The following is a 19,483-nucleotide window of genomic DNA, read 5'->3' as shown; positions in this document are numbered from 1 at the left end:
GTGGACTTCCTCTCCAGCGACGTCGGTGCCGGTGCGTGGGCACCGCTGTCCGCCACAACAGAGGCCGGGGCCGCAACATTCCCGAGTCTTTACCCCAGTGACCCGGCCCACCCGACGACCGCGTCCGTGACGAGGGACACGGCCTCGTCCTGGGTGAGGGGCGCCCGCTTGGGCACGGCGAACCCGTGGTCGCCATGGGGCACCTCGACCAGTTCGTAGGGGCCGTCGGGGAACTCCTCCGGCCTGCCGAAGGGGTCGTTGCCGCCCTGCACGACGAGGGTGGGCACGCCGGCGCCGAGCAGTTCGTCCGCCCGGGACTTCTCGGGCCTGCCCGGCGGGTGCAGGGGGAAGCTCAGCGCCAGTACGGCGTGCGCCCCGAGCTCCACGGCCGTACGGCAGGCGACGCGGGCGCCCGCGCTGCGCCCGCCGGAGATCACCGGCAGGCCCGGCGCCGCGAGCGCCGGCCACACCCCCCGCCACCCGGTGTCCAGGGTCTTCGGCGCGGGCGCCACCTTCTTGCCGGCCACCCGCCAGGGCTGCTCGACGAGGGCGACGCTCACCCCGTGCTCCGGGAGGGTCCGGGCGAGCGCCACGAGGTCGCGGGCGCCGATGCCGCCGCCGGCGCCGTGGCTCACGGCCAGCACGAGCCGGGGCCGGGGCGCCGGGTGCCAGGTGACACGGGCGTCGCCCGCGTCCGTGGCGATGGTCTCGATGATCTCGGTCGTCACGTCAGAAGAGTGTGCCCTCTTCGGGGCCGTCGAGCTCCTTCAGCAGCTCCGGGCCGTTGTTGCGGACGTTGCTGACCAGCGTGGAGACCGGATAGGCGCGCATCAGCCCGGACGGCGGTGGCGTGAGGAGCGAGCGCAGCTCCTCCGGGTCCTGACGGGCGGGGTCCAGCCAGGCGTCCCAGCGGTCGGGCGTCAGCATCAGCGGCATCCGGGGGTGGATGTCGGCCAGGGAGCGCGGGCCCTCCTCGGGCGCGACCGCGAGCGGCGCGGTCTCCGCCTCCGTCGTGATCACCGAGCAGGTCACCCACCAGGCCCGCGGATGGTCGTCCGGCAGGGTCCGGTCCCGCCAGAACTCGTACAGCCCGGCCATCGCGAAGACCGAGCCGTCGGCGGGGAGCACGAAGTAGGGCTGCTTGCGCGGCCGTTTGCGCTTGCCCTCCTGCTCCAGGTCCAGCTCCTGGCGGCCGGTGACCCACTCGTAGTAGCCGTCGGCGGGGATGACGCAGCGCCGGGAGGTGAAGGCCCGCCGGTACGACGGCTTCTCGTGGACCGTCTCCGCGCGCGCGTTGATCATCTTGAAGGCGCTCTCGGGCGTCTTGGACCAGCTGGGGACCAGTCCCCACTTCAGCTTGCGCAGCTGCCGAACCGGGCGCGGGTCGTCCGCGTCTTTCAGGGGGCGGTCCAGGACGACGTGGACCTCCTTGGTCGGCGCCACGTTGTAGTCCGGCTCCAGGGTCTCCTCGGGCTCCCTCCCCATCTCGATCCCGAAGATCGCCGCGAGGTCCTCGGGCCCACGACTGGCTGCATACCGTCCGCACATACGTGCCACACTGCCAGATTCCATCCACCCCGAGGGAGTCGACGCCTCATATGGACAGCACCGCATCCGCCTCGCTCGCCTCGCTGTGGGACGAGGTCTCCGGTACACAGACCGACCCGGACCTGTGGGTGGTGATCGCCACCCTGGTGGCGGCGCTCGCCGTGGTCGTCACGCCGGGCGCGTGGCGGCTGTCGCGCAACGCCATCACCATCGCCCACGAGGGCGGACACGGTCTGGTCGCCCTGCTGACCGGCCGGGCGCTGACCGGGATACGGCTGCACTCCGACACCAGCGGCCTCACGGTGAGCCGCGGCAAGCCGTACGGCCTCGGCATGATCCTCACGGCGGCCGCGGGCTACACGGCTCCGCCCCTGCTGGGGCTCGGCGGCGCCGCGCTGCTGTCCGCCGGGCGCATCACGCTGTTGCTGTGGCTGGCGACGCTCCTGCTGCTGGCGATGCTGGTGATGATCCGCAATGCCTACGGGGCACTCACGGTCTTCCTGACGGGCGGCACGTTCGTGGTGGTCTCGTGGCTCGCGGGACCGCAGGTGCAGGCGGCGTTCGCGTACGCGGTGGTGTGGTTCCTCCTGGTGGGCGGTGTTCCGCCGGCCTTCGAGCTGCAGGCGAAGCGGTCGCGCGGCGGGGCCGGCGACTCGGACGCGGACCAGCTGTCGCGACTCACCCATGTCCCGGCGGGGCTGTGGCTGTTCCTGTTCCACGCGGTGTCGCTGTGCTCGCTCCTCGGCGGGGGCCGCTGGCTGCTGGACCTGTGAGGCCCTGAGCGGCCCCAGGTCACGGGGGCGGGCCCCGTGGCACGACCGGCCCCACGGCGCGGCACCGGCGGGACCGCCTGCTTATAAAGTGGGGCCATGGCCCCGAACGACGCATCCACCGCCCTCTGGCCCGCCCCGCACGCGAGCGGAGCCGTCGACGCGACGGTCCACGTGCCGGGGTCCAAGTCCGTCACCAACCGCGCCCTCGTCCTCGCCGCCCTGGCGAGCGAGCCCGGCTGGCTGCGCCGCCCGCTGCGCTCCCGGGACACGCTGCTGATGGCCGGCGCGCTGCGCACGATGGGGGTCGGCATCGAGGAGGGCGTGGGTCCGGAGGGCACCGGTGAGGCGTGGCGGGTCCTGCCCGCGGGCCTGCGCGGCCCGGCCACGGTCGACGTCGGCAACGCCGGCACGGTGATGCGCTTCCTGCCGCCGGTGGCCGCGCTGGCCGACGGCCCGGTCCGCTTCGACGGCGACCCGAGGTCGTACGAGCGTCCGCTGCACGGGGTGATCGACGCGCTGCGCGTCCTCGGCGCCCGGATCGACGACGACGGCCGGGGCGCGCTGCCGCTGACCGTGCACGGCGGGGGTGCGCTGGAGGGCGGCGTGGTGGAGATCGACGCCTCGTCCTCGTCCCAGTTCGTGTCGGCGCTGCTGCTGTCCGGCCCGCGGTTCAACCAGGGCGTCGAGGTCCGGCACACCGGCTCGACGCTGCCGTCGATGCCGCACATCCGGATGACCGTCGACATGCTGCGTGCGGTCGGCGCGCAGGTGGACACCCCGGAGTCGGGCGGTGAGCCGAACGTCTGGCGGGTCACGCCGGGCGCGCTGCTCGGCCGCGACCTGACCGTCGAGCCGGATCTGTCCAACGCCCAGCCGTTCCTCGCGGCGGCGCTGGTGACCGGCGGCAAGATCCTCATCCCGGACTGGCCGGCCCGCACCACGCAGCCCGGCGACCGGCTCCGGGAGATCTTCACCGAGATGGGCGGCTCCTGCGAACTGACGGAGTACGGGCTGGTCTTCACCGGTTCGGGCGCGATCCACGGCATCGACGTGGACCTCGGCGAGGTCGGCGAGCTGACGCCCGGCATCGCGGCCGTCGCGGCCCTCGCCGACTCCCCCTCGACCCTGCGCGGGGTGGCGCATCTGCGGCTGCACGAGACGGACCGGCTGGCCGCGCTCACCAAGGAGATCAACGAGCTCGGCGGCGATGTCACCGAGACCGCCGACGGCCTGCACATCCGCCCGCGCCCGCTGCACGGCGGCGTGTTCCACACCTACGAGGACCACCGCATGGCGACGGCCGGCGCGATCATCGGCCTCGCGGTCGAGGGCGTGAGCATCGAGAACGTGGCGACGACGGCGAAGACGCTGCCGGACTTCCCCGATCTGTGGACCGGGATGCTCGGGGCGTAGGGCTCGGGGACACAGCGATGCGCCGCTACGGCAAGCACACCGACGAGGACGACATCCGCACGCGCCCCGGCCGTCGGAACACCAGGCCCCGGACCAACATCCGCCCGAAGCACGAGGACGCCGCCGAGGGCATGGTCCTCACCGTCGACCGGGGGCGGCTGACCTGCCTCGTCGACGACCGGGTCGTCCTCGCGATGAAGGCCCGCGAACTGGGCCGCAAGGCCGCGGTGGTCGGCGACCGGGTGGCCCTGGTCGGCGATCTGACCGGGAAGAAGGACACCCTCGCGCGGATCGTGCGCATCGAGGAGCGCAGCTCGGTGCTGCGCCGCACCGCCGACGACGACGATCCGTTCGAGCGGGTCGTGGTCGCCAACGCCGACCAGCTGGCCATCGTCACCGCCCTCGCCGATCCCGAGCCGCGGCCCCGGCTGATCGACCGCTGTCTCGTGGCGGCGTTCGACGGCGGCCTGGAGCCGCTGCTGGTGCTGACCAAGTCCGACCTCGCGTCCCCGGACGAACTGCTGGAGCTGTACGGCGCGTTGGACATCCCCTACGTCGTCACCAACCGCGAGGAGCTGACCGACGGCGGCGCTGCGGACCGGGTGCGCGAGCATCTGAGCGGCAGGGTCACGGCGTTCGTGGGCCACTCCGGCGTCGGCAAGACGACGCTGGTGAACGCGCTGGTGCCGGAGGACCGCCGGCGTGTCACCGGGCACGTCAACGCGGTGACCGGGCGCGGCCGGCACACCACGACGTCGGCGCTCGCCCTGCCGCTGGGCGGGGCGGGCGGCTGGGTGGTCGACACCCCGGGCGTACGGTCGTTCGGGCTCGCCCATGTCGACCCGTCCCGGGTCATCCACGCCTTCCCCGACCTGGAGGCGGGCACCGAGGGCTGCCCGCGCGCGTGCAGTCACGACGAGCCGGACTGCGCGCTGGACGCCTGGGTGGCGGAGGGTCACGCCGATCCGGCGCGGCTGTACTCGCTGCGCCGGCTGCTGTCGACGCGGGAGCGCACGGAGGGCGACTGACCTCCGCGTTGTTTGTCCCCCCGTGAGTTAGGTAAGGGCATAATCGCATTGAGCGAGCTCCAAGCTTGGCCAGAGGCTGACGAACCTGACGAAGCGGTCACCGAACCTGGGATACGGGAGGACAGCACATGGCGTGGCTGCTGGTCATCGTGGCGGGGCTGCTCGAAACCGGCTTCGCCGTCTGTCTGAAACTGTCGCACGGCTTTTCGCGCCTGTGGCCGACCGTCGCCTTCTGCATCTTCGCGCTCGGCAGCTTCGGTCTGCTGACCCTGTCCCTGCGGAAGCTGGACGTGGGTCCGGCGTACGCGGTGTGGACGGGCATCGGGGCGGCGGGCACCGCGATCTACGGGATGGTCTTCCTCGGCGACATCGTCTCCACGTTGAAGATCGTGTCGATCTCCCTGGTCATCCTGGGAGTGGTCGGCCTCCAGCTGTCCGGATCCGCGCACTAGGGTCTTTCGTTTGGATCAGGCCGGATCAGGAAGCGGGGGGGTCCGGTGCCGTGATCGCAAGGCGGAGGAGGGCGCCATGGCGGAGCCGTGGCAACCGACGACAACGCGGCGAGGTGCGGTGCCAGACCCCGCGAGCCCGGCATGATCCAAACGAGAGGCCCTGGGCCTGACCGACACGGGGTCAGTCCTTCAACTGCCGGTCCAGGGCGCCCCGTACGAGCTCGGCGACCCCGTCCTCGCCGGGCGGCGGGGCGGCGACGCAGGACAGGGCGAGCCGCAGGGCGAGTTCGCAGCAGCGCGCGAGACCCGCGGGGTCCGGCTGGGCGGCGCCGGACGCGGCGAGCACCGTGACGGCCCGGTCGCGCACCATGGCCACGAAGTCGCCGGGCGCGGGCAGCGGCCCGTCGGCCCTGCGCTGGGCGGGCACGGCCGAGGAGGACGGCACCGCGGACAGCGTCGGCGCGGGCAGGCGCTCGCTCCAGCAACCGGTGAGCAGGGCCCGGACCAGTGCGTTGTCACGGGCGAGCCGCGCGGTCCAGTCGGCGGTCGCGGTCAGCCGGTCACGGGCGTCGCTCGGGGTGGCGAGGGCGCGTTCGACGCCCGCCAGATAGGTGTCGGCCTCCCTGCGGACCAGCGCGCGGGCCAGTCCCTCCTTGCTGCCGAACTCGTTGTAAAGCGTCTGCCGGGACACCCCGGCCGCCGAGGCCACGTCGACCATCCGCACGGCCGACCAGGGCCGACGCGCCAGCGCCGTGAAGGCGGCGTCGAGCAGGGAATCCCGCGCTGCAGGCATCATCGCCTCCTGGGGCGAGCGGCTTAGCGCCCAGATTTGACGCGCACGGAACCACTGTCAAGGGTTCCCGAAGGCATCCGGGGGTCCTTCGGCCGGGCGCGCGGGGCTCGGACGCCGGGCGCCGGGGAGGCTTGGGGCGCGGGGCGCCGGGCGCCGGGGAGGCCTGGGGCGCGGGGCGGCTTTCCGGCGCAGGCGGCGTGGGGCCCGGCGCGGGAGGGCGTTCCGGCGCAGGGGGCGCCGGGGCGGGTGCGGGGGGCTCGGCGCCCGGGGCACGGGCGCGGACCGAGGGTTGGGGCGGGCGCGCGGCGCTCGGGGCGGGCGTGGGCCCGGCGCCGGGCGCGAGGGCCTTTCGCCGCCGGGAGGGGGCGCGGCAACGAGCGCGGGCGGGTTTCCGGTGCCGGGGGCGTGGGGCCCGGCGCGGGAGGGTTCTCCGGCGCAGAGGGCTCCGGGGCGGGTGCGGGGTCGGGGTCGGGTGTGTGGCTCTCGTGTGGGGGGCCGGTCCGCACGGGGGTCCTGTGGCCCCACCCCGATCACGACAGATACGGTTCGTTCCATGCCGGACTACCTCGACGATCTCCGCCTCGCCCACGTCCTCGCGGACGCCGCCGACGCCGCCACCATGGCCCGCTTCAAGGCGCTCGACCTCAAGGTCGAGACCAAGCCGGACATGACGCCGGTGAGCGAGGCCGACCGGGCCGCCGAGGAGCTGATCCGGGGGCAGCTGCAGCGGGCCCGCCCGCGCGACGCGATCCTCGGCGAGGAGTACGGCGTCGAGGGCACAGGCCCCCGCCGCTGGGTGATCGACCCGATCGACGGCACCAAGAACTACGTCCGGGGCGTCCCGGTGTGGGCCACGCTCATCTCGCTGATGGAGGCGGGCGAGGGCGGCTTCCAGCCGGTCGTCGGCGTCGTGTCCGCCCCGGCGCTCGGCCGGCGCTGGTGGGCCGCCCAGGGGTACGGCGCGTTCAGCGGGCGCAGCCTCTCCGCCGCGACCCGGCTGCACGTCTCGCGCGTCTCGAAGCTGGCGGACGCGTCGTTCGCGTACTCCTCGCTCAGCGGCTGGGAGGAGCAGGGGCGCCTGGACGGCTTCCTCGACCTGACGCGCGAGGTCTGGCGCACACGCGCGTACGGCGACTTCTGGCCGTACATGATGGTCGCCGAGGGCGCGGTGGACCTCTGCGCCGAACCGGAGCTCTCCCTCTGGGACATGGCCGCGACCTCGATCGTCGTGACGGAGGCGGGCGGCAGCTTCACCGGCCTCGACGGCCGCCCCGGCCCGCACAGCGGCAACGCCGCAGCCTCGAACGGACTGCTGCACGACGAACTCCTGGGCTACCTCAACGGCCGGTACTGAACGCCCTCTTGTTGACCCCCTCTTTGCCTGTCACTCTGGGGATCCCCCCACTTGTGAACTTGTGCACCGCCATAGGGCGCGTCCTGCGTCAGGCAGGAGCGGCGGTGCGGGGGCACTTCAGGAGGTGGCTCCATCCATGCTCGTACGAGACGCCATGAGCACCGTGGTCCTCACCATCGGCCCCACCCACACCCTTCGCCAGGCAGCCGCGCTGATGTCCACCCGCCGGGTCGGCGCGGCCATCGTCCATGATCCCGACGCGGGCGGCATCGGCATCCTCACCGAACGCGACATCCTCAACTCCGTCGGTCTCGGGCAGAGTCCGGACACCGAACGGGTGCACGACCACACCACCGACGACGTCGTCTTCGCCACGCCGTCCTGGACCCTGGAGGAGGCGGCCCGTGCCATGGCGCACGGCGGCTTCCGGCATCTGATCGTGCTGGAAAGCGACGAGCCCGTCGGCGTCGTCTCGGTCCGGGACGTCATCCGCTGCTGGGCTCCGGCCCGCCAGCACGCGCCGGCCTGAGCACACACGACGGGCCGGGCTCCCCCACGGAGCCCGGCCCGTCCGCCGCGGCAAGCGGTCCAGCGCCTTCGGTCAGCCGCGCAGTGCCTGCACGGCGGCCTCCAGCCGCTTGCCGAAGTCCTCGTCGGCCTGGCGGAAGTTGTCGATCGCGCGCTCGGCGATGTCGTCGCGCGTCACGCCGGAGATGGCGTTCGCCAAATTCTTCACCAGGCGCTCCCTCTCGTCCTCCGACATCAGCCGGTAGAGGTTGCCCGCCTGGACGAAGTCGTTGTCCTCGGCGTGGACGGGCGTGACCGTCTCACCGGTGACCCCGCTGACCTGCACGGGCTGCCACAGCGGGCGGTCCGTCTGGAAGGGGCCGCCGAAGCTGTTCGGCTCGTAGTTCTTCGCGCCCTTGTGGCGGCCGTCGTAGAGGTAGCCGTCACGGGAGTGGGTGCGCGCCTCGGTGGCGTGCGGTCGGTTCACCGGCAGGTGGTCGGCGTTGATGCCGACGCGGTAGCGGTGGGCGTCGCCGTACGCGAAGAGACGGCCCTGGAGCATCTTGTCCGGGGAGGGACCGATGCCCGGCACGAAGTGGGCGGGGCTGAAGATCGACTGCTCGACCTCGGCGAAGATGTTCTCCGGGTTGCGGTTGAGCTCCAGCTTGCCGAACTCGATCAGCGGGTAGTCCGCGTGCGGCCAGACCTTGGTCAGGTCGAACGGGTTGAAGCGGTAGGTCGCCGCCTCGGTCACCGGCATGATCTGGACGGAAACGGTCCAGGTCGGGTACTCGCCCCGCTCGATGGCCTCGCGCAGGTCGCGCTGGTGGGAGTCGGGGTCCTTGCCCGCGAGGACCTCGGCCTCCTCGGCGGTCAGGTTCTTGATGCCCTGGTCCGTCTTGAAGTGGTACTTGACCCAGAAGGCCTCGCCTGCCTCGTTGTTCCACTGGTAGGTGTGGGAGCCGAAGCCGTCCATGTGGCGGTAGGACGCCGGGATGCCGCGGTCGCCGAACAGCCAGGTCACCTGGTGGGTCGACTCGGGCGACAGGCCCCAGAAGTCGAAGACGTTGTCCGCCTCCTGCGAACCGGTGTACGGGTCGCGTTTCTGGGTGTGGATGAAGTCGGGGAACTTGATCGCGTCCCGGATGAAGAACACCGGGGTGTTGTTGCCGACGAGGTCGTAGTTGCCCTCCTCGGTGTAGAACTTCACCGCGAACCCGCGCGGGTCGCGCACCGCGTCCGCCGCACCCAGGTTGCCCGCGACCGTGGAGAAGCGCAGGAAGACCTCGGTCTCCTTGCCCACCTCGGACAGGAACTTCGCCCGGGTGTACCGCGTGACGTCGCCGGTCACCGTGAAGGTGCCGTACGCACCGGCGCCGCGGGCGTGCACCACGCGCTCCGGGATGCGCTCCCGGTTGAAGTGCGCGAGCTTCTCGAGCAGGAGCTGGTCCTGGACGAGGACCGGGCCGCCGATCCCCGCGGTCTCGCTGTTCTGGTTGTCGGCCACCGGAGCTCCGGCCTCCGTCGTGAGCGGTCCCTGGGTCACGTAACGCCTCCTGCTTGGTTCCGGGTGAACCCAACCCTTCCTGCCCCTTGGTCAAGTTCGTCATCGATCTTACAATGGACATTGTCTAAGTCAAGCGAGACTCCAAAGTCACATCTGTTCAGAACCTGGTCCTGGTGCTGTTAAGGTGTCCTCCATGAGTGACCTTCTGGAACGGCTGCGTGGACGCGGGTGGCGCATGACCGCGCAGCGGCGCGTCGTGGCCGAGGTCCTCGCCGGCGAGCATGTCCATATGACGGCCGACGAGGTGCACGCCCGAGCTGTCGCCAAGCTGCCCGAGATCTCGCGTGCCACCGTCTACAACACGCTGGGTGAGCTCGTGTCCCTCGGCGAGGTGGTCGAGGTCTCCACCGACAAGCGCGCCAAGCGGTACGACCCGAACGCGCACCGGCCGCACCACCACCTGGTGTGCGCCCAGTGCGGCACGATCCGGGACGTCCACCCCACCGGGAACCCGCTGGCCGATCTTCCCGACTCCGAGCGCTTCGGCTTCTCGGTCTCCGAGGTCGAGGTCACCTACCGCGGCGTCTGCCCGAACTGCTCCAAGGCCTGAGCACGCTCCTGAAGCCCCGGCGCCTCTGAGGTGCCGGGGCTTCGTGCTGCCCGGCCTGCGCGAGACAGGGGACGGCGAAAACACCAAGGGCCGGAATCCCTGAGGATTCCGGCCCTTGGTCTTGAGTAGCGGGGACAGGATTTGAACCTGCGACCTCTGGGTTATGAGCCCAGCGAGCTACCGAGCTGCTCCACCCCGCGTCGGTGAAATGAACACTACGTCAAGGACGCGGACCGAGGCAAATCACTTCAGGCGGACAGTTCCTCCCGCAGAGCGTCCCGCAGACGTGCCGCGCGCTGCGCGACCTCCTTCGGGCCGAGGGTCACCGCGCGGTCGGCCCAGCGCTGGCCCTCCGCCAGCTCGCCGCGACGCGCGTAGACCAGGGCGAGCCGCAAGGCCGACCGCCCATGCCCGGCGTCCGCCGCACGGGTCCACCACACGGCGGCCTCGGGCTCGCTGCCCTCCCTCGCCAGCAGCAGACCGAGATTGAACGCGCCGTTGCGCGAGCCGGCCTCGGCGGCCCTCCGGTACCACTCGGCCGCCTCGACCACGTCACCGCGCGCGGCGGCCAGCATGCCGACCCTGACCTGGGCGCGCCGGTGCCCCTGGGTCGCCGCGCGCTCGTACCACTCCTCGCACTCGGTCTTCTCGTGCACCGTCTCGCCCAGCTCGTGCGCGGGCTCCGGCGGGCGCCGCGCGTCGAGCAGGGTCGCCAGCCGGTACGCCGCCTCGGCGCTGCCGGCCCCGGCCGCACACCGCAGATGCCGCTCGGCCGCGAACTCGTCCCCGTCCCGCAGCCGCGCGATGCCGACCTGGAGCGCCGCCTCCGAGTGCCCGGCGGCGGCCGCGCGCTCGTACCAGCGCAGCGCGGCCTCCTCCTCGCCCCGTCCGGCGTGCAGGATGCCCAGGTTGAACGCGGCGTCCACGCTGCCGGCCTCGGCGGCCTTGGAGAACCAGGGCTCGGCGCCCGCGGCGTCCCCGACCTGGAGCAGCAGGATGGCCAGCGCGTTCGCCGCCTCGCGGTGCCCGGCGTACGCGGCCCGCCGGTACCACTGCTCGGCCTGCGCGGTGCGCTTCTGCTCGGCGCAGAGCAGCCCGAGGTTGTACGCGCCGTTCACGTCCCCGGCGTCCATGGCGGCCCGGTACCAGCGCTCGGCGGTCTGCGTCTCGCCCCGCTCGGCGTGCAGCGCGCCCAGCGCGTTGGCCGCGTTGCCGTCGCCGTCCTGGGCGGCCCGCAGCCACCACACGGCGGCGCTCTCGCTGTCCCCGGCGTCGCGCAGCAGGAAGCCCAGGGCGCAGGCGGCCCGCGGCTCACCGTCCTTGGCGGACGTCAGATACCAGCGACCGGCCTCTTTGAGCTCGCCCCGCCGCTCGAGGATGGCCCCGAGGTGCAGGGCGGCCCGGCGGTGTCCGCGCGCGGCGGCCTGCCGGTACCACTGCTCGGCCTCCTCCGGCGCGGCCTCGTCCGCGGCGACACCGTTGTCCGGCCCGTCCAGGTCCGTGTGGCCGGCCTGCCGGTCGAGCGCACGGGCCAGCCGGTACGCGGCCTCGCGGTGGCCGCGCTCGGCGGCCGCCCGCATCCAGCGCTCGGCGCCGGGGTCGCTGCGGTGCTCCAGCAGATCGGCGAGCGCGTAGGCGCCCAGCGCGTGTCCCTGCTCGGCGGACTGCCGCAGCCAGTACTCGGCGGCTGGCTCGTCACCGCGCTCGCGGTGGTGCCTGCCGAGCGCGTGCGCGGCCGCTGCCGATCCGGCGACGGCGGCGATCCGCCACCAGCCGGCGGCCTCGTCGGCGTAGCCGCGCTGGTGCAGCAGGACGCCGAGGTTGTTGGCCGCGGCCCGGTCGCCCGCTGCGGTGGCGGCGCGCAGATGGGGCTCGGCGCCGTCGAGGTCGCCGCGGCGCAGCAGCATGGCCCCGAGGACGCTCATGGCCTCGGGCTCGCCGCTCTGCGCGGCGAGCCGGTGACGTGCCTCCTCGGCCGCCTCCCCCGCGTCATCGGCGTCCAGGGGGCGGTCGAGGGCCGGGGTGTCCTCCGGCTGCACCAGATCACTCATCGGCTGCGAGGCGTCCTCCATCGGCTGCACGGAATCGCCCGCCGACTGCGCATAGTCGGCAGGCTGCACAAACCGCCCTGTATCCAACAGAGTTGCCTTGTCCCCCATAACGTCCATCGTCGCACCACCTGCAACCTGGGTACACCTGGTATACCGCAGCCAGTGAGGTCACTTCAGCGTTTTGTCGACATGCCCACAGAGAGACAAGTCAAACACAGACGGCCCAACTCGCCACGGCGGCGCGTCCATCCCGCTGCCCTGCACATGCGTTCGCACACCACGAAGGCCCGGATCCATGAGGATCCGGGCCTTCGCTTGTCGCACGATCGAATCGCCGACTTCAGTAGCGGGGACAGGATTTGAACCTGCGACCTCTGGGTTATGAGCCCAGCGAGCTACCGAGCTGCTCCACCCCGCGCCGTTGTGTTGCAACCGTACCACGGCGCGGGGTGGGCCTTTTGACCAGCTCAGCGCCCCTAGGTGCCGGTGGGCTCGCTGGTCGGCTCGGGACTCTTGCCCGGCTTGGCGTCCGCGTCCCCGTCACCGGATCCGCCGGCGCCCTTGTTCGCGGCGTCCTGGGCGTCCTCGGCCCGCCGCAGCGCGTCCTGCAGGTCCTTCTGCGCCTTGCCGTACGCCTCCCAGTCACCCTTCTTCAGGGCTTCCTGGCCGGCGTCGAACGCCTTCTGGGCGTCGTCGAGCGCTTCCTGGACCGTCGGGTCGGTGGACTTCGGCGGCGGGGTCGTACCGCCGTCGTCGCCCTCGTCCGGCGGCTCGGTCGTCGGGCCCTCGGCTCCGAAGACCTTGTTCAGCGCCTCGTCGAGCGTGTCCTCGAAGGCGGTGGCGCCGCCGTAGGACACCAGCACCTTGCGCAGCAGCGGGTACTTGAGCCCGCCACCGCGGACGTAGACCGGCTCCACGTAGAGCAGTCCGCCGTCCAGCGGGACCGCCAGCAGGTTGCCGTACTCGACCTCCGAGTCGCCGCCTCTCAGCAGCCTGATCGTCTCGGCGATGTTCTGCTCGGAGTTGAACTGGCTCTGTACCTGACTGGGGCCGTTGACCGTGGTGTTGGTCGGCAGTTTCAGAATTCTGATCTTGCCGTAGTCACCGGTCCCCGCCTCCGCGTCGACCGCCATGAACGCGCTGAGGTTGTCCCTGCCGTTGGGCGTGAACGTCGTCGTCAGCGAGAACGCCTGCGCCTGCTGGTCGGGCATCTTCATGCTCAGGTAGTACGGCGGCACCGCGCTGCCCGACTTGTTGGTCGGGTCGTCCGGCACCTGCCAGACCTCGCTGCCGCTGAGGAACGTCGTGGCGTCCTTCACGTGGTAGCGGGTGAGCAGCTCACGCTGGACCTTGAACAGGTCCTGCGGGTAGCGCAGATGGGCCATGAGCCCGCTGGAGATCTCGCTCTTGGCCTTGACCGTGCCGGGGAAGGCCTTCATCCAGGTCCTCAGGACGGGGTCCTTGGTGTCCCACTGGAAGAGCTTGACCTCACCGGTGTAGGCGTCGACCGTCGCCTTCACCGAGTTGCGGATGTAGTTGACCTGGTTCTGCTGGGCCACCACCGCGCGGTTGTCGTTGGTGGCGGTCAGCGAGTCGGCCGTGGTGTCGCCGAGGGTCGTGCGCGAGGAGTACGGGTAGCCGTTCGTCGTCGTGTAAGCGTCGACGATCCACTGGATCCGTCCGTCCACGACCGCCGGGTAGGCGTCGCCGTCGATGGTCAGCCACGGGGCGACCGCCTCGACGCGCTCCTTGGGCGTGCGGTTGTACAGGATGCGCGAACCGTCGCCGATGGCACCCGAGTACAGGATCTGCGGCTCGCCGAACGCCACGGCGTACGCGGCCCGGTTCACCGGGTTGGAGAGGCTGACCCCGCTGTCGCCCTTGTAGCTGTAGGTCTTCTCACCGCTGTCGTCGGAGTAGTCGATCTCCTTCTGGGGACCGCCGACGATCGAGTACATCGTGGTCTTCTCGCCGTAGTAGACCCGCTGCTCGTACGTCCCGAGGTCGCCCTTGGACGGCAGGTCGGACTCGGTGAACTCCGGGCGGCCCTGGGAGTCGGCGTTGGTGCCCTCCGCGGCCACCGCGCCGTATCCGTGGGTGTACCGGAAATGGTCGTTGATCCAGTTGCGCTTCGGGATGCCGTTGAGGTTGATCTCGCGCAGACCGATGACCGTGTCCTGGTCCTTGCCGTCCTTGCTGTACCGGTCCACGTCCAGGTTGGTCGGGAACGCGTAGTAGTTCCTGATCTGCTGGAGCTGCTGGAACGTCGGCGAGACGATGTTCGGGTCCATGATGCGGATGCTCGCCGTGGAGCCCACGTCGTCGCGCAGCTTGGTCTTGTCCTCGGTCTCGCTGGTGCCGGGGTACTCGGTGACCTGGGTGCCGTCGATGCCGTAGGCGTCACGCGTCGCCTTCAGGTTCTTCTCGACGTACGGCGCTTCCTTGGCCTGCTCGTTCGGCTGGACCTGGAACTTCTGCACGATCGCCGGGTACAGGCCGCCGATCAGGATCGCGGACAGCACCATCAGGCCGAAGCCGATCACGGGCAGCTGCCAGGTGCGCCGCCACAGGGTGGCGAAGAACAGCAGGGCGCAGATGACCGCGATGCAGAACAGGATCGTCTTCGCCGGCAGATAGGCGTTGGCGTCGACGTACCGCAGACCGGTCCAGTTGTCGGTGGCCTTGAAGTCGCTGGACTTGACCGCCAGGCCGTACCGGTCGAGCCAGTAGGCGACGGCCTTCAGCGCGACGAAGATGCCGAGGAGGACCGAGAGGTGCCCGGTGGCGGCGGCCGTGGCGCGCGCGCCGGGGCTGGTGATGCGCAGCCCGCCGTACAGGTAGTGGGTGAGCGCTGCGGCGATCACGGAGAGGATCACTGCGGCGAAGCCGAAGCCGAGCAGGAACCGGTACCAGGGCAGGTCGAAGGCGTAGAAGCCGACGTCGAGGTGGAACTGGGGGTCCTTCTCACCGAAGGGCACGCCGTTGACCCACATCAGCCAGGTCCGCCACTGGCTGGAGGCGGAGGCGCCGGCGATCAGACCGACCAGCGCCGTGATGGCGATCAGCAGCCACTTCTTGTAGGGCGCGATGCCCATGCGGTAGCGGTCGAGGTTCTGCTGCTCCATCGACATCGCGCTCAGCGGCGGGCGCAGCCGGTGGGCCAGCCAGATGTTGAAGCCGACCGCTAGGGCCATCAGCAGGCCGAAGACGAAGAACAGTCCGATCTTGGTCCACAGCGTCGTCGTGAACACCGACGAGTAGTTCACCGACCGGTACCAGAGCCAGTCCGTCCAGAACCCCGCGAACATGGTGAAGACCATGCCGAGGACGGCGAGGACGCCCAGTGTCATGAGCAGGGTCCGGACCCGCCGGGACGGGCGGCCCACTCTCATCCGTGGCCCGGTCGGGCCTCCGCCGCGGTCCGGCATCTGGAAAGCCAAGGTTTCGCACCCCGAAGTTCGCTGTTGGTCTGGGTCAGGCCCGCGTCTTCGTGGACCCTCTGTGGCCCCCCGTGATCGCGGGTCCACACCTATGCAACTTACTCACCCTTTACTCGGTTCCCGATCCGGGCCAGGAACGAGGCAGGATTGTGACCATGTCCAACACTCCCATGGCAGCCAACCCCCTGACCCGGGCCGTTCTCGAGATCGACGAGTACGCCTCCGGACTCGGCTGGGACCAGCCCGCCCGCCTCTTCGCCCTCGTCGACACCGCACGGCTGCGAGTCCAGGAACCCGGCCTCGCCGCCCAGCTCGGCCTGGGGGACGAGCAGGAGTCCACCGGCCTGACCCCGATCGAGCAGGACGAACTTCCAACGGGCAAGCAGCTCGACGAGTTCCTCGGCACGATCGCCTGGCCCGACGCCGTCGCCGGCTGCGCGCTCACGGTCGAGCGTCTGATGCTGCCGCCGTCCGCGGAGGCGCAGGTGCCGCAGGGTCTGAGCGACGCCGAGCTGACGCGCTGGGTGGCGGAGCACCCCGAGCGGCAGGAGGTCCGGATGACGGTGGCGGTGCTGCGCGACGGCAGCCGTGAGTCGGCGCTGCGGCTGCGCGAGAAGGACACCCCGACGGAGGTCCTGACCGGTCCCGAGCTGGTGCCCGGCCTGGCGCAGGCGCTGGCGGCGACGTTCGAGGACTGAGGACCTCGGGATACGACGGCGGGGCGCCCCCCTGTACGAGGGGGCGCCCCGCCGTCGTAGGCGCCGGGGCCGGGTCAGCTCCCGGTGGTGCACTTCGGCAGTCCGGCGGTGTCGCCGGAGCGGATGTCCTTCAGGGCGCCGAGCGCGTCGTCGATGGTGTCGACCTTGACCAGGGTGAGCCCGTCGGGGACGTCCCGGGCGGCGGTGGCGCAGTTGTCGGCGGGGGTGAGGAAGAACTGGGCGCCCTTGTCATGCGCGCCCACGGTCTTCATCTCGATGCCGCCGATGGGTCCGACCTTGCCCGCGTCGTCGATGGTGCCCGTGCCGGCGACGAACTTCCCGCCGGTGAGGCTGCCCGGCGTCAGCTTGTCGTAGAGCCCGAGCGCGAACATCAGGCCCGCGCTGGGGCCGCCGACGTCGGCGAGCTTGATGTCGATGTCGAACGGGAAGGTGTGGTCGGTCCCAGCGGAGATGCCGACGATGGCGCGCTTGGCGCCGCTGTCGTCGGACTCGGCGGTCCTGATCGTGACCTTCTCGCTGCCCTGCGGCGTGCGGCGCTCCTTCTCCGCGGCGGCCTGCTCCTTCGCCGGGACGATCGTGAAGACGACGTCCTGGCCGGGCTCGTGCTTGGTCACCAGGTCGGCGACGTCCCCGGGCTTCTTGACGGCGGTGCCGTCGACGGCCTTGATCACGTCACCGGCGTGCAGCTTGCCCTCGGCCGGGCTGCCCTTCACGACCGTCGAGACGATCACCCAGCTGCGCACCGGGATGTCCAGCGCCTTCAGGGCGGCGACCTTCGCGCTCTCCTGGGACTGGCTGAACTCCTCGGCGTTCTCCTGGGTGGACTCCTCCTCCGTCTTGCCGTCCGGATAGAGGGTGTCGTGCGGCACCACCTTGTTGTCGTGCGCCAGCCAGCCGTAGACGGCCTCCACGAGGTTCATCCGGTAGTCGGCGCTCGTGACCCGCACGGTGGTCATGTTGAGGTGGCCGCTGGTCGGATAGGTCTTGCGCCCGGAGATCTGCAGCACCGGCTCGCCGTCGTGCTCCCCCAGGGTGTTCACCGTGGGACCCGGGGACATCTCGGCATACGGCACGCGGATGAAGACCCCCGCGCACAGGAGCGCGATCAGCATCAGAGTGGAGGCGAGCATCGTCGCGGTGCGGCGTGGCATGGCACGACAGTACGTGACAGTCCTGTCAGAGCCCCGTCAGGGCCGGGATCCGGACCACGCGGGCGCCTTGGGGCGCCGGTGATCAGGTCCGGGACGGGGGCTTCTCCATGGCGGCGCGAAACCGCGCGTACCCGTCGAGCTCGGGCCCGTCGCCGCGGGTTCTGCGGGTCCTGTTGGCCCAGCTCCCCCACAGGCCGGCGCCGATCGCGGCCCCGAGCGGAATCAGCAACCAGGCGAGCGCCGTCATGCGCGCCTCCCGTCCCCAGAGCGAACCGCAAACTGACTGATCAGCAGATTAACCGCTGGCACTGACAACGCTCATGCCCGGGGTGCGGTTACGCAAGCCGAGTGGGGTGGACGGGTCCCCGGACGCCTCCGGAGGACGGGTCGGCAGGCGCGGACGGTCAGCAGGTGCGGCCGGGTCAGCAGGCGCCGACCCACTCCTCGGTGCCGTCCGAGAACCTCTGGTGCTTCCAGATCGGCACCTCGTGCTTGAGGTCGTCGATCAGCTTCCGGCACGCCTCGAACGCCTCGCCGCGGTGGGGGCAGGAGACGGCGACGACGACGGCGAGGTCACCGACCGCGAGGTCGCCCACGCGGTGCACTGCGGCGAGCGCCCGCACCGGGAACCCGGCGACGACCTTCTCCGCGATCCGGCGCATCTCCGCCTCGGCGCTGGGATGGCACGAGTACGTCAGCGCGTCCACGTCGGCACCCCCGTCGTGGTTGCGCACGGTGCCCACGAACAACGCGGTCCCGCCGGACGCGTCGTCCCCGACGGCCCGGAAGACCTCGTCCACGGAGAGGGGTGTCTCACGGATGCCGATGAGCTTGACCGGGTCCTGAGCGCCCTGCTCACCGGGGTGATCACTGGTAGGTGCCATGACCCCATCGTGCCCCACGCGCGCGAGGGCGGGGAATAGCGTCATCGCCCGGCACACGCGTGTGGCTCTTTGGAGCCTCCTACAGACGGCGAGGCCGTCCGGGGGCGGTCAGATCCGGCGGCGGGCCTTGCGCGCCCTGCGGACCACCGCCGCGGCGCCCAGCAGCGCCACCGTCGCGCCCGCGGCACCGGCGGCCGTGGCGTCCTTGCGGCCCAGGCGCCGTCCGGCGACCGTGTGCCGTCCGGAGACCTCCTCCAGCAGCTCCGCGAGCACCTCCTCGTTGGTCCACTGCGGCCGCCACCCGGCGTCGTGCAGCCGGCTCCCGCTGACCACCCAGGGGTACATCGTGTAGGCGAGGTCGCCCGCCGGGGACGGCGTCAGGCCGATGCGGTGCAGCCGGGCCGCCGCGCCGAGGGCCACCGCGGACGGCAGTTCCATCCGCCGGATCCCGCTGAGCTCCTCGACCTCCTCCTGCTCCAGCCATCCGTCGCAGCCGACGGCCAGTTCCCCGTCGACCTTCTCCAGGACGGCGTACTCCAGGGCGCCGCACAGGTCCTCGACATGGCAGAACTGCCAGGCGGGCCGCGACCCGGCGACCACCAGCAGCCGAGGCGACTCGAAGTACCTGGTCAGCGCGGTGTCGGTGCCGCCGACCAGGACGGCCGGACGGACGACGGTGACGTTGAGGCCCGGGTGGGCGCGGGGGGCGCGGCGTGCCAGGCGCTCGATCTCCAGCAGGTCGCCGACGCCGGTGGCCTCGGCGGTCGCCCGCAGCTCGGCGTCCTCGGACAGTGGCAGCTCGTTGTCCGGCAGGGCGCCGTAGACCATCGCGGAGGTGCACAGCACCACGCGGTGCACTCCGGCGGCCGCGGCGGCCGTCAGGACGGTCTGGGTCCCCCGAACGTTGTAGGCGGTCCGCGCGGCGGGATCCGTCTCCAGATCGAGGTCGAGCGCCAGGTGCACGACGACGTCGGCGCCGCGCAGCTTCTCCGCGATGGCCGGGTCACGGACGTCCAGGATGTGCCACTGCGCCTCCGCGCAGTCGCCGCGCCGCTCGTCGATCGCGATGACCTGCTTGACCTCGTCGGAGGCGACGAGCCGCTCCGTGAGCAGGGCACCGACGCCGGACGCGGCACCGGTGACCGCGACGACGGGACCGCGCACACCGCGCGCGGGAGGGGTTGACCGGTTTCGCGCTGCGCGAACCTGCGGATCGGGGGAACTCACCGGGCGTCTCCAGCGGTTGTCTTCAG

18 protein-coding genes and 2 tRNA genes are annotated in these 19,483 nt (G+C 71.5%); 8 read left to right on the top strand and 12 right to left on the bottom strand.

What is annotated here, in order from left to right:
- Positions 1-89 precede the first annotated feature (89 nt).
- Positions 90-728, bottom strand: coding sequence for an alpha/beta hydrolase family protein (locus tag DC008_RS23175; protein WP_108708599.1), 639 nt, complete (start codon positions 726-728; stop codon positions 90-92).
- Between the two features lies 1 nt (position 729).
- The gene (locus DC008_RS23170) at positions 730-1,548 is read right to left on the bottom strand and encodes an SOS response-associated peptidase (RefSeq protein WP_108708598.1); all 819 of its coding nucleotides are present in this window, start codon (positions 1,546-1,548) and stop codon (positions 730-732) included.
- A gap of 50 nt (positions 1,549-1,598) precedes the next feature.
- Here DC008_RS23170 and DC008_RS23165 point away from each other — a divergent pair, with 50 nt between their 5' ends.
- The 4 genes from DC008_RS23165 (at position 1,599) to DC008_RS23150 (ending at position 5,214) form a co-directional block, all read left to right on the top strand.
- On the top strand, positions 1,599-2,321 hold the full coding sequence (locus tag DC008_RS23165) for a M50 family metallopeptidase (protein WP_108708597.1): 723 nt from the start codon (positions 1,599-1,601) through the stop codon (positions 2,319-2,321).
- 96 nt (positions 2,322-2,417) lie between these two features.
- Positions 2,418-3,734: a 3-phosphoshikimate 1-carboxyvinyltransferase gene (gene aroA, locus DC008_RS23160; protein ID WP_055624164.1), complete on the top strand. Its 1,317-nt coding sequence runs from the start codon at positions 2,418-2,420 to the stop codon at positions 3,732-3,734.
- Positions 3,735-3,751: 17 nt separating this feature from the next.
- Complete coding sequence (gene rsgA / locus DC008_RS23155) at positions 3,752-4,762, top strand: ribosome small subunit-dependent GTPase A (protein ID WP_108708596.1); 1,011 nt, start codon at positions 3,752-3,754, stop codon at positions 4,760-4,762.
- A gap of 128 nt (positions 4,763-4,890) precedes the next feature.
- Positions 4,891-5,214 (top strand): DMT family transporter, encoded by a 324-nt coding sequence (locus DC008_RS23150; protein ID WP_108708595.1) that lies wholly within the window; start codon positions 4,891-4,893, stop codon positions 5,212-5,214.
- Positions 5,215-5,395: 181 nt separating this feature from the next.
- Here DC008_RS23150 and DC008_RS23145 read toward each other — a convergent pair whose 3' ends face one another.
- Positions 5,396-6,007: a TetR/AcrR family transcriptional regulator gene (locus DC008_RS23145; protein WP_108710822.1), complete on the bottom strand. Its 612-nt coding sequence runs from the start codon at positions 6,005-6,007 to the stop codon at positions 5,396-5,398.
- A gap of 553 nt (positions 6,008-6,560) precedes the next feature.
- Between DC008_RS23145 and hisN the strand changes: the two genes are divergently transcribed.
- Complete coding sequence (gene hisN, locus DC008_RS23135; protein WP_108708594.1) at positions 6,561-7,361, top strand: histidinol-phosphatase; 801 nt, start codon at positions 6,561-6,563, stop codon at positions 7,359-7,361.
- A gap of 136 nt (positions 7,362-7,497) precedes the next feature.
- Positions 7,498-7,890: a CBS domain-containing protein gene (locus DC008_RS23130; protein WP_108708593.1), complete on the top strand. Its 393-nt coding sequence runs from the start codon at positions 7,498-7,500 to the stop codon at positions 7,888-7,890.
- 72 nt (positions 7,891-7,962) lie between these two features.
- Here DC008_RS23130 and DC008_RS23125 read toward each other — a convergent pair whose 3' ends face one another.
- Positions 7,963-9,414 (bottom strand): catalase, encoded by a 1,452-nt coding sequence (locus DC008_RS23125; RefSeq protein WP_108708592.1) that lies wholly within the window; start codon positions 9,412-9,414, stop codon positions 7,963-7,965.
- Between the two features lie 154 nt (positions 9,415-9,568).
- On the opposite strand from DC008_RS23125, the gene DC008_RS23120 reads away from it, so the two are divergent.
- The gene (locus tag DC008_RS23120) at positions 9,569-9,985 is read left to right on the top strand and encodes a Fur family transcriptional regulator (protein ID WP_055624170.1); all 417 of its coding nucleotides are present in this window, start codon (positions 9,569-9,571) and stop codon (positions 9,983-9,985) included.
- A 126-nt stretch (positions 9,986-10,111) separates the two neighbouring features.
- Here the strand turns inward: DC008_RS23120 and DC008_RS23115 are convergent.
- The 4 genes from DC008_RS23115 to DC008_RS23100 form a co-directional block, all read right to left on the bottom strand.
- Positions 10,112-10,185, bottom strand: a tRNA-Met gene (locus DC008_RS23115).
- Between the two features lie 48 nt (positions 10,186-10,233).
- Positions 10,234-12,036, bottom strand: a complete 1,803-nt coding sequence (locus DC008_RS23110; protein ID WP_108710821.1) for a tetratricopeptide repeat protein — start codon at positions 12,034-12,036, stop codon at positions 10,234-10,236.
- 344 nt (positions 12,037-12,380) lie between these two features.
- Positions 12,381-12,454: transfer RNA gene (locus DC008_RS23105), tRNA-Met, on the bottom strand.
- Between the two features lie 58 nt (positions 12,455-12,512).
- Positions 12,513-15,464 carry a UPF0182 family membrane protein gene (locus DC008_RS23100; RefSeq protein WP_108708591.1) on the bottom strand — a complete coding sequence of 984 codons (2,952 nt, stop codon included), beginning with the start codon at positions 15,462-15,464 and terminating at the stop codon, positions 12,513-12,515.
- Between the two features lie 167 nt (positions 15,465-15,631).
- Between DC008_RS23100 and DC008_RS23095 the strand changes: the two genes are divergently transcribed.
- Positions 15,632-16,174 (top strand): PPA1309 family protein, encoded by a 543-nt coding sequence (locus tag DC008_RS23095; RefSeq protein ID WP_164492350.1) that lies wholly within the window; start codon positions 15,632-15,634, stop codon positions 16,172-16,174.
- Between the two features lie 74 nt (positions 16,175-16,248).
- Here the strand turns inward: DC008_RS23095 and DC008_RS23090 are convergent, their stop codons facing one another.
- The 4 genes from DC008_RS23090 to DC008_RS23080 all read right to left on the bottom strand — a co-directional run bounded on the left by DC008_RS23090 (position 16,249) and on the right by DC008_RS23080 (position 19,457).
- Complete coding sequence (locus tag DC008_RS23090) at positions 16,249-17,346, bottom strand: YlbL family protein (RefSeq protein ID WP_108708590.1); 1,098 nt, start codon at positions 17,344-17,346, stop codon at positions 16,249-16,251.
- An 82-nt stretch (positions 17,347-17,428) separates the two neighbouring features.
- Positions 17,429-17,593: a hypothetical protein gene (locus DC008_RS35480; protein WP_164492349.1), complete on the bottom strand. Its 165-nt coding sequence runs from the start codon at positions 17,591-17,593 to the stop codon at positions 17,429-17,431.
- 175 nt (positions 17,594-17,768) lie between these two features.
- Complete coding sequence (locus tag DC008_RS23085; protein ID WP_108708589.1) at positions 17,769-18,230, bottom strand: molybdenum cofactor biosynthesis protein MoaE; 462 nt, start codon at positions 18,228-18,230, stop codon at positions 17,769-17,771.
- Positions 18,231-18,338: 108 nt separating this feature from the next.
- Complete coding sequence (locus DC008_RS23080; protein ID WP_108708588.1) at positions 18,339-19,457, bottom strand: SDR family oxidoreductase; 1,119 nt, start codon at positions 19,455-19,457, stop codon at positions 18,339-18,341.
- Between the last annotated feature and the right edge of the window lie 26 nt (positions 19,458-19,483).

The organism is Streptomyces nigra (assembly GCF_003074055.1).
Lineage (GTDB): Bacteria > Actinomycetota > Actinomycetes > Streptomycetales > Streptomycetaceae > Streptomyces > Streptomyces nigra.
This window is presented reverse-complemented; position numbering and strand designations above follow the sequence as displayed.

Bases quoted from the DNA above. Each gene is read 5' to 3' on its own strand.
- DC008_RS23085 (WP_108708589.1), bottom strand. From the start codon at position 18,230: ATGGCACCTACCAGTGATCACCCCGGTGAGCAGGGCGCTCAGGACCCG.
- DC008_RS23145 (WP_108710822.1), bottom strand. From the start codon at position 6,007: ATGCCTGCAGCGCGGGATTCCCTGCTCGACGCCGCCTTCACGGCGCTG.
- DC008_RS23165 (WP_108708597.1), top strand. From the start codon at position 1,599: ATGGACAGCACCGCATCCGCCTCGCTCGCCTCGCTGTGGGACGAGGTC.
- DC008_RS23110 (WP_108710821.1), bottom strand. From the start codon at position 12,036: ATGAGTGATCTGGTGCAGCCGGAGGACACCCCGGCCCTCGACCGCCCC.
- DC008_RS23120 (WP_055624170.1), top strand. From the start codon at position 9,569: ATGAGTGACCTTCTGGAACGGCTGCGTGGACGCGGGTGGCGCATGACC.
- DC008_RS23170 (WP_108708598.1), bottom strand. From the start codon at position 1,548: ATGTGCGGACGGTATGCAGCCAGTCGTGGGCCCGAGGACCTCGCGGCG.
- DC008_RS23150 (WP_108708595.1), top strand. From the start codon at position 4,891: ATGGCGTGGCTGCTGGTCATCGTGGCGGGGCTGCTCGAAACCGGCTTC.
- DC008_RS23090 (WP_108708590.1), bottom strand. From the start codon at position 17,346: ATGCCACGCCGCACCGCGACGATGCTCGCCTCCACTCTGATGCTGATC.
- DC008_RS35480 (WP_164492349.1), bottom strand. From the start codon at position 17,593: ATGACGGCGCTCGCCTGGTTGCTGATTCCGCTCGGGGCCGCGATCGGC.
- DC008_RS23130 (WP_108708593.1), top strand. From the start codon at position 7,498: ATGCTCGTACGAGACGCCATGAGCACCGTGGTCCTCACCATCGGCCCC.
- aroA (WP_055624164.1), top strand. From the start codon at position 2,418: ATGGCCCCGAACGACGCATCCACCGCCCTCTGGCCCGCCCCGCACGCG.
- hisN (WP_108708594.1), top strand. From the start codon at position 6,561: ATGCCGGACTACCTCGACGATCTCCGCCTCGCCCACGTCCTCGCGGAC.
- DC008_RS23095 (WP_164492350.1), top strand. From the start codon at position 15,632: ATGTCCAACACTCCCATGGCAGCCAACCCCCTGACCCGGGCCGTTCTC.
- DC008_RS23100 (WP_108708591.1), bottom strand. From the start codon at position 15,464: ATGCCGGACCGCGGCGGAGGCCCGACCGGGCCACGGATGAGAGTGGGC.
- rsgA (WP_108708596.1), top strand. From the start codon at position 3,752: ATGCGCCGCTACGGCAAGCACACCGACGAGGACGACATCCGCACGCGC.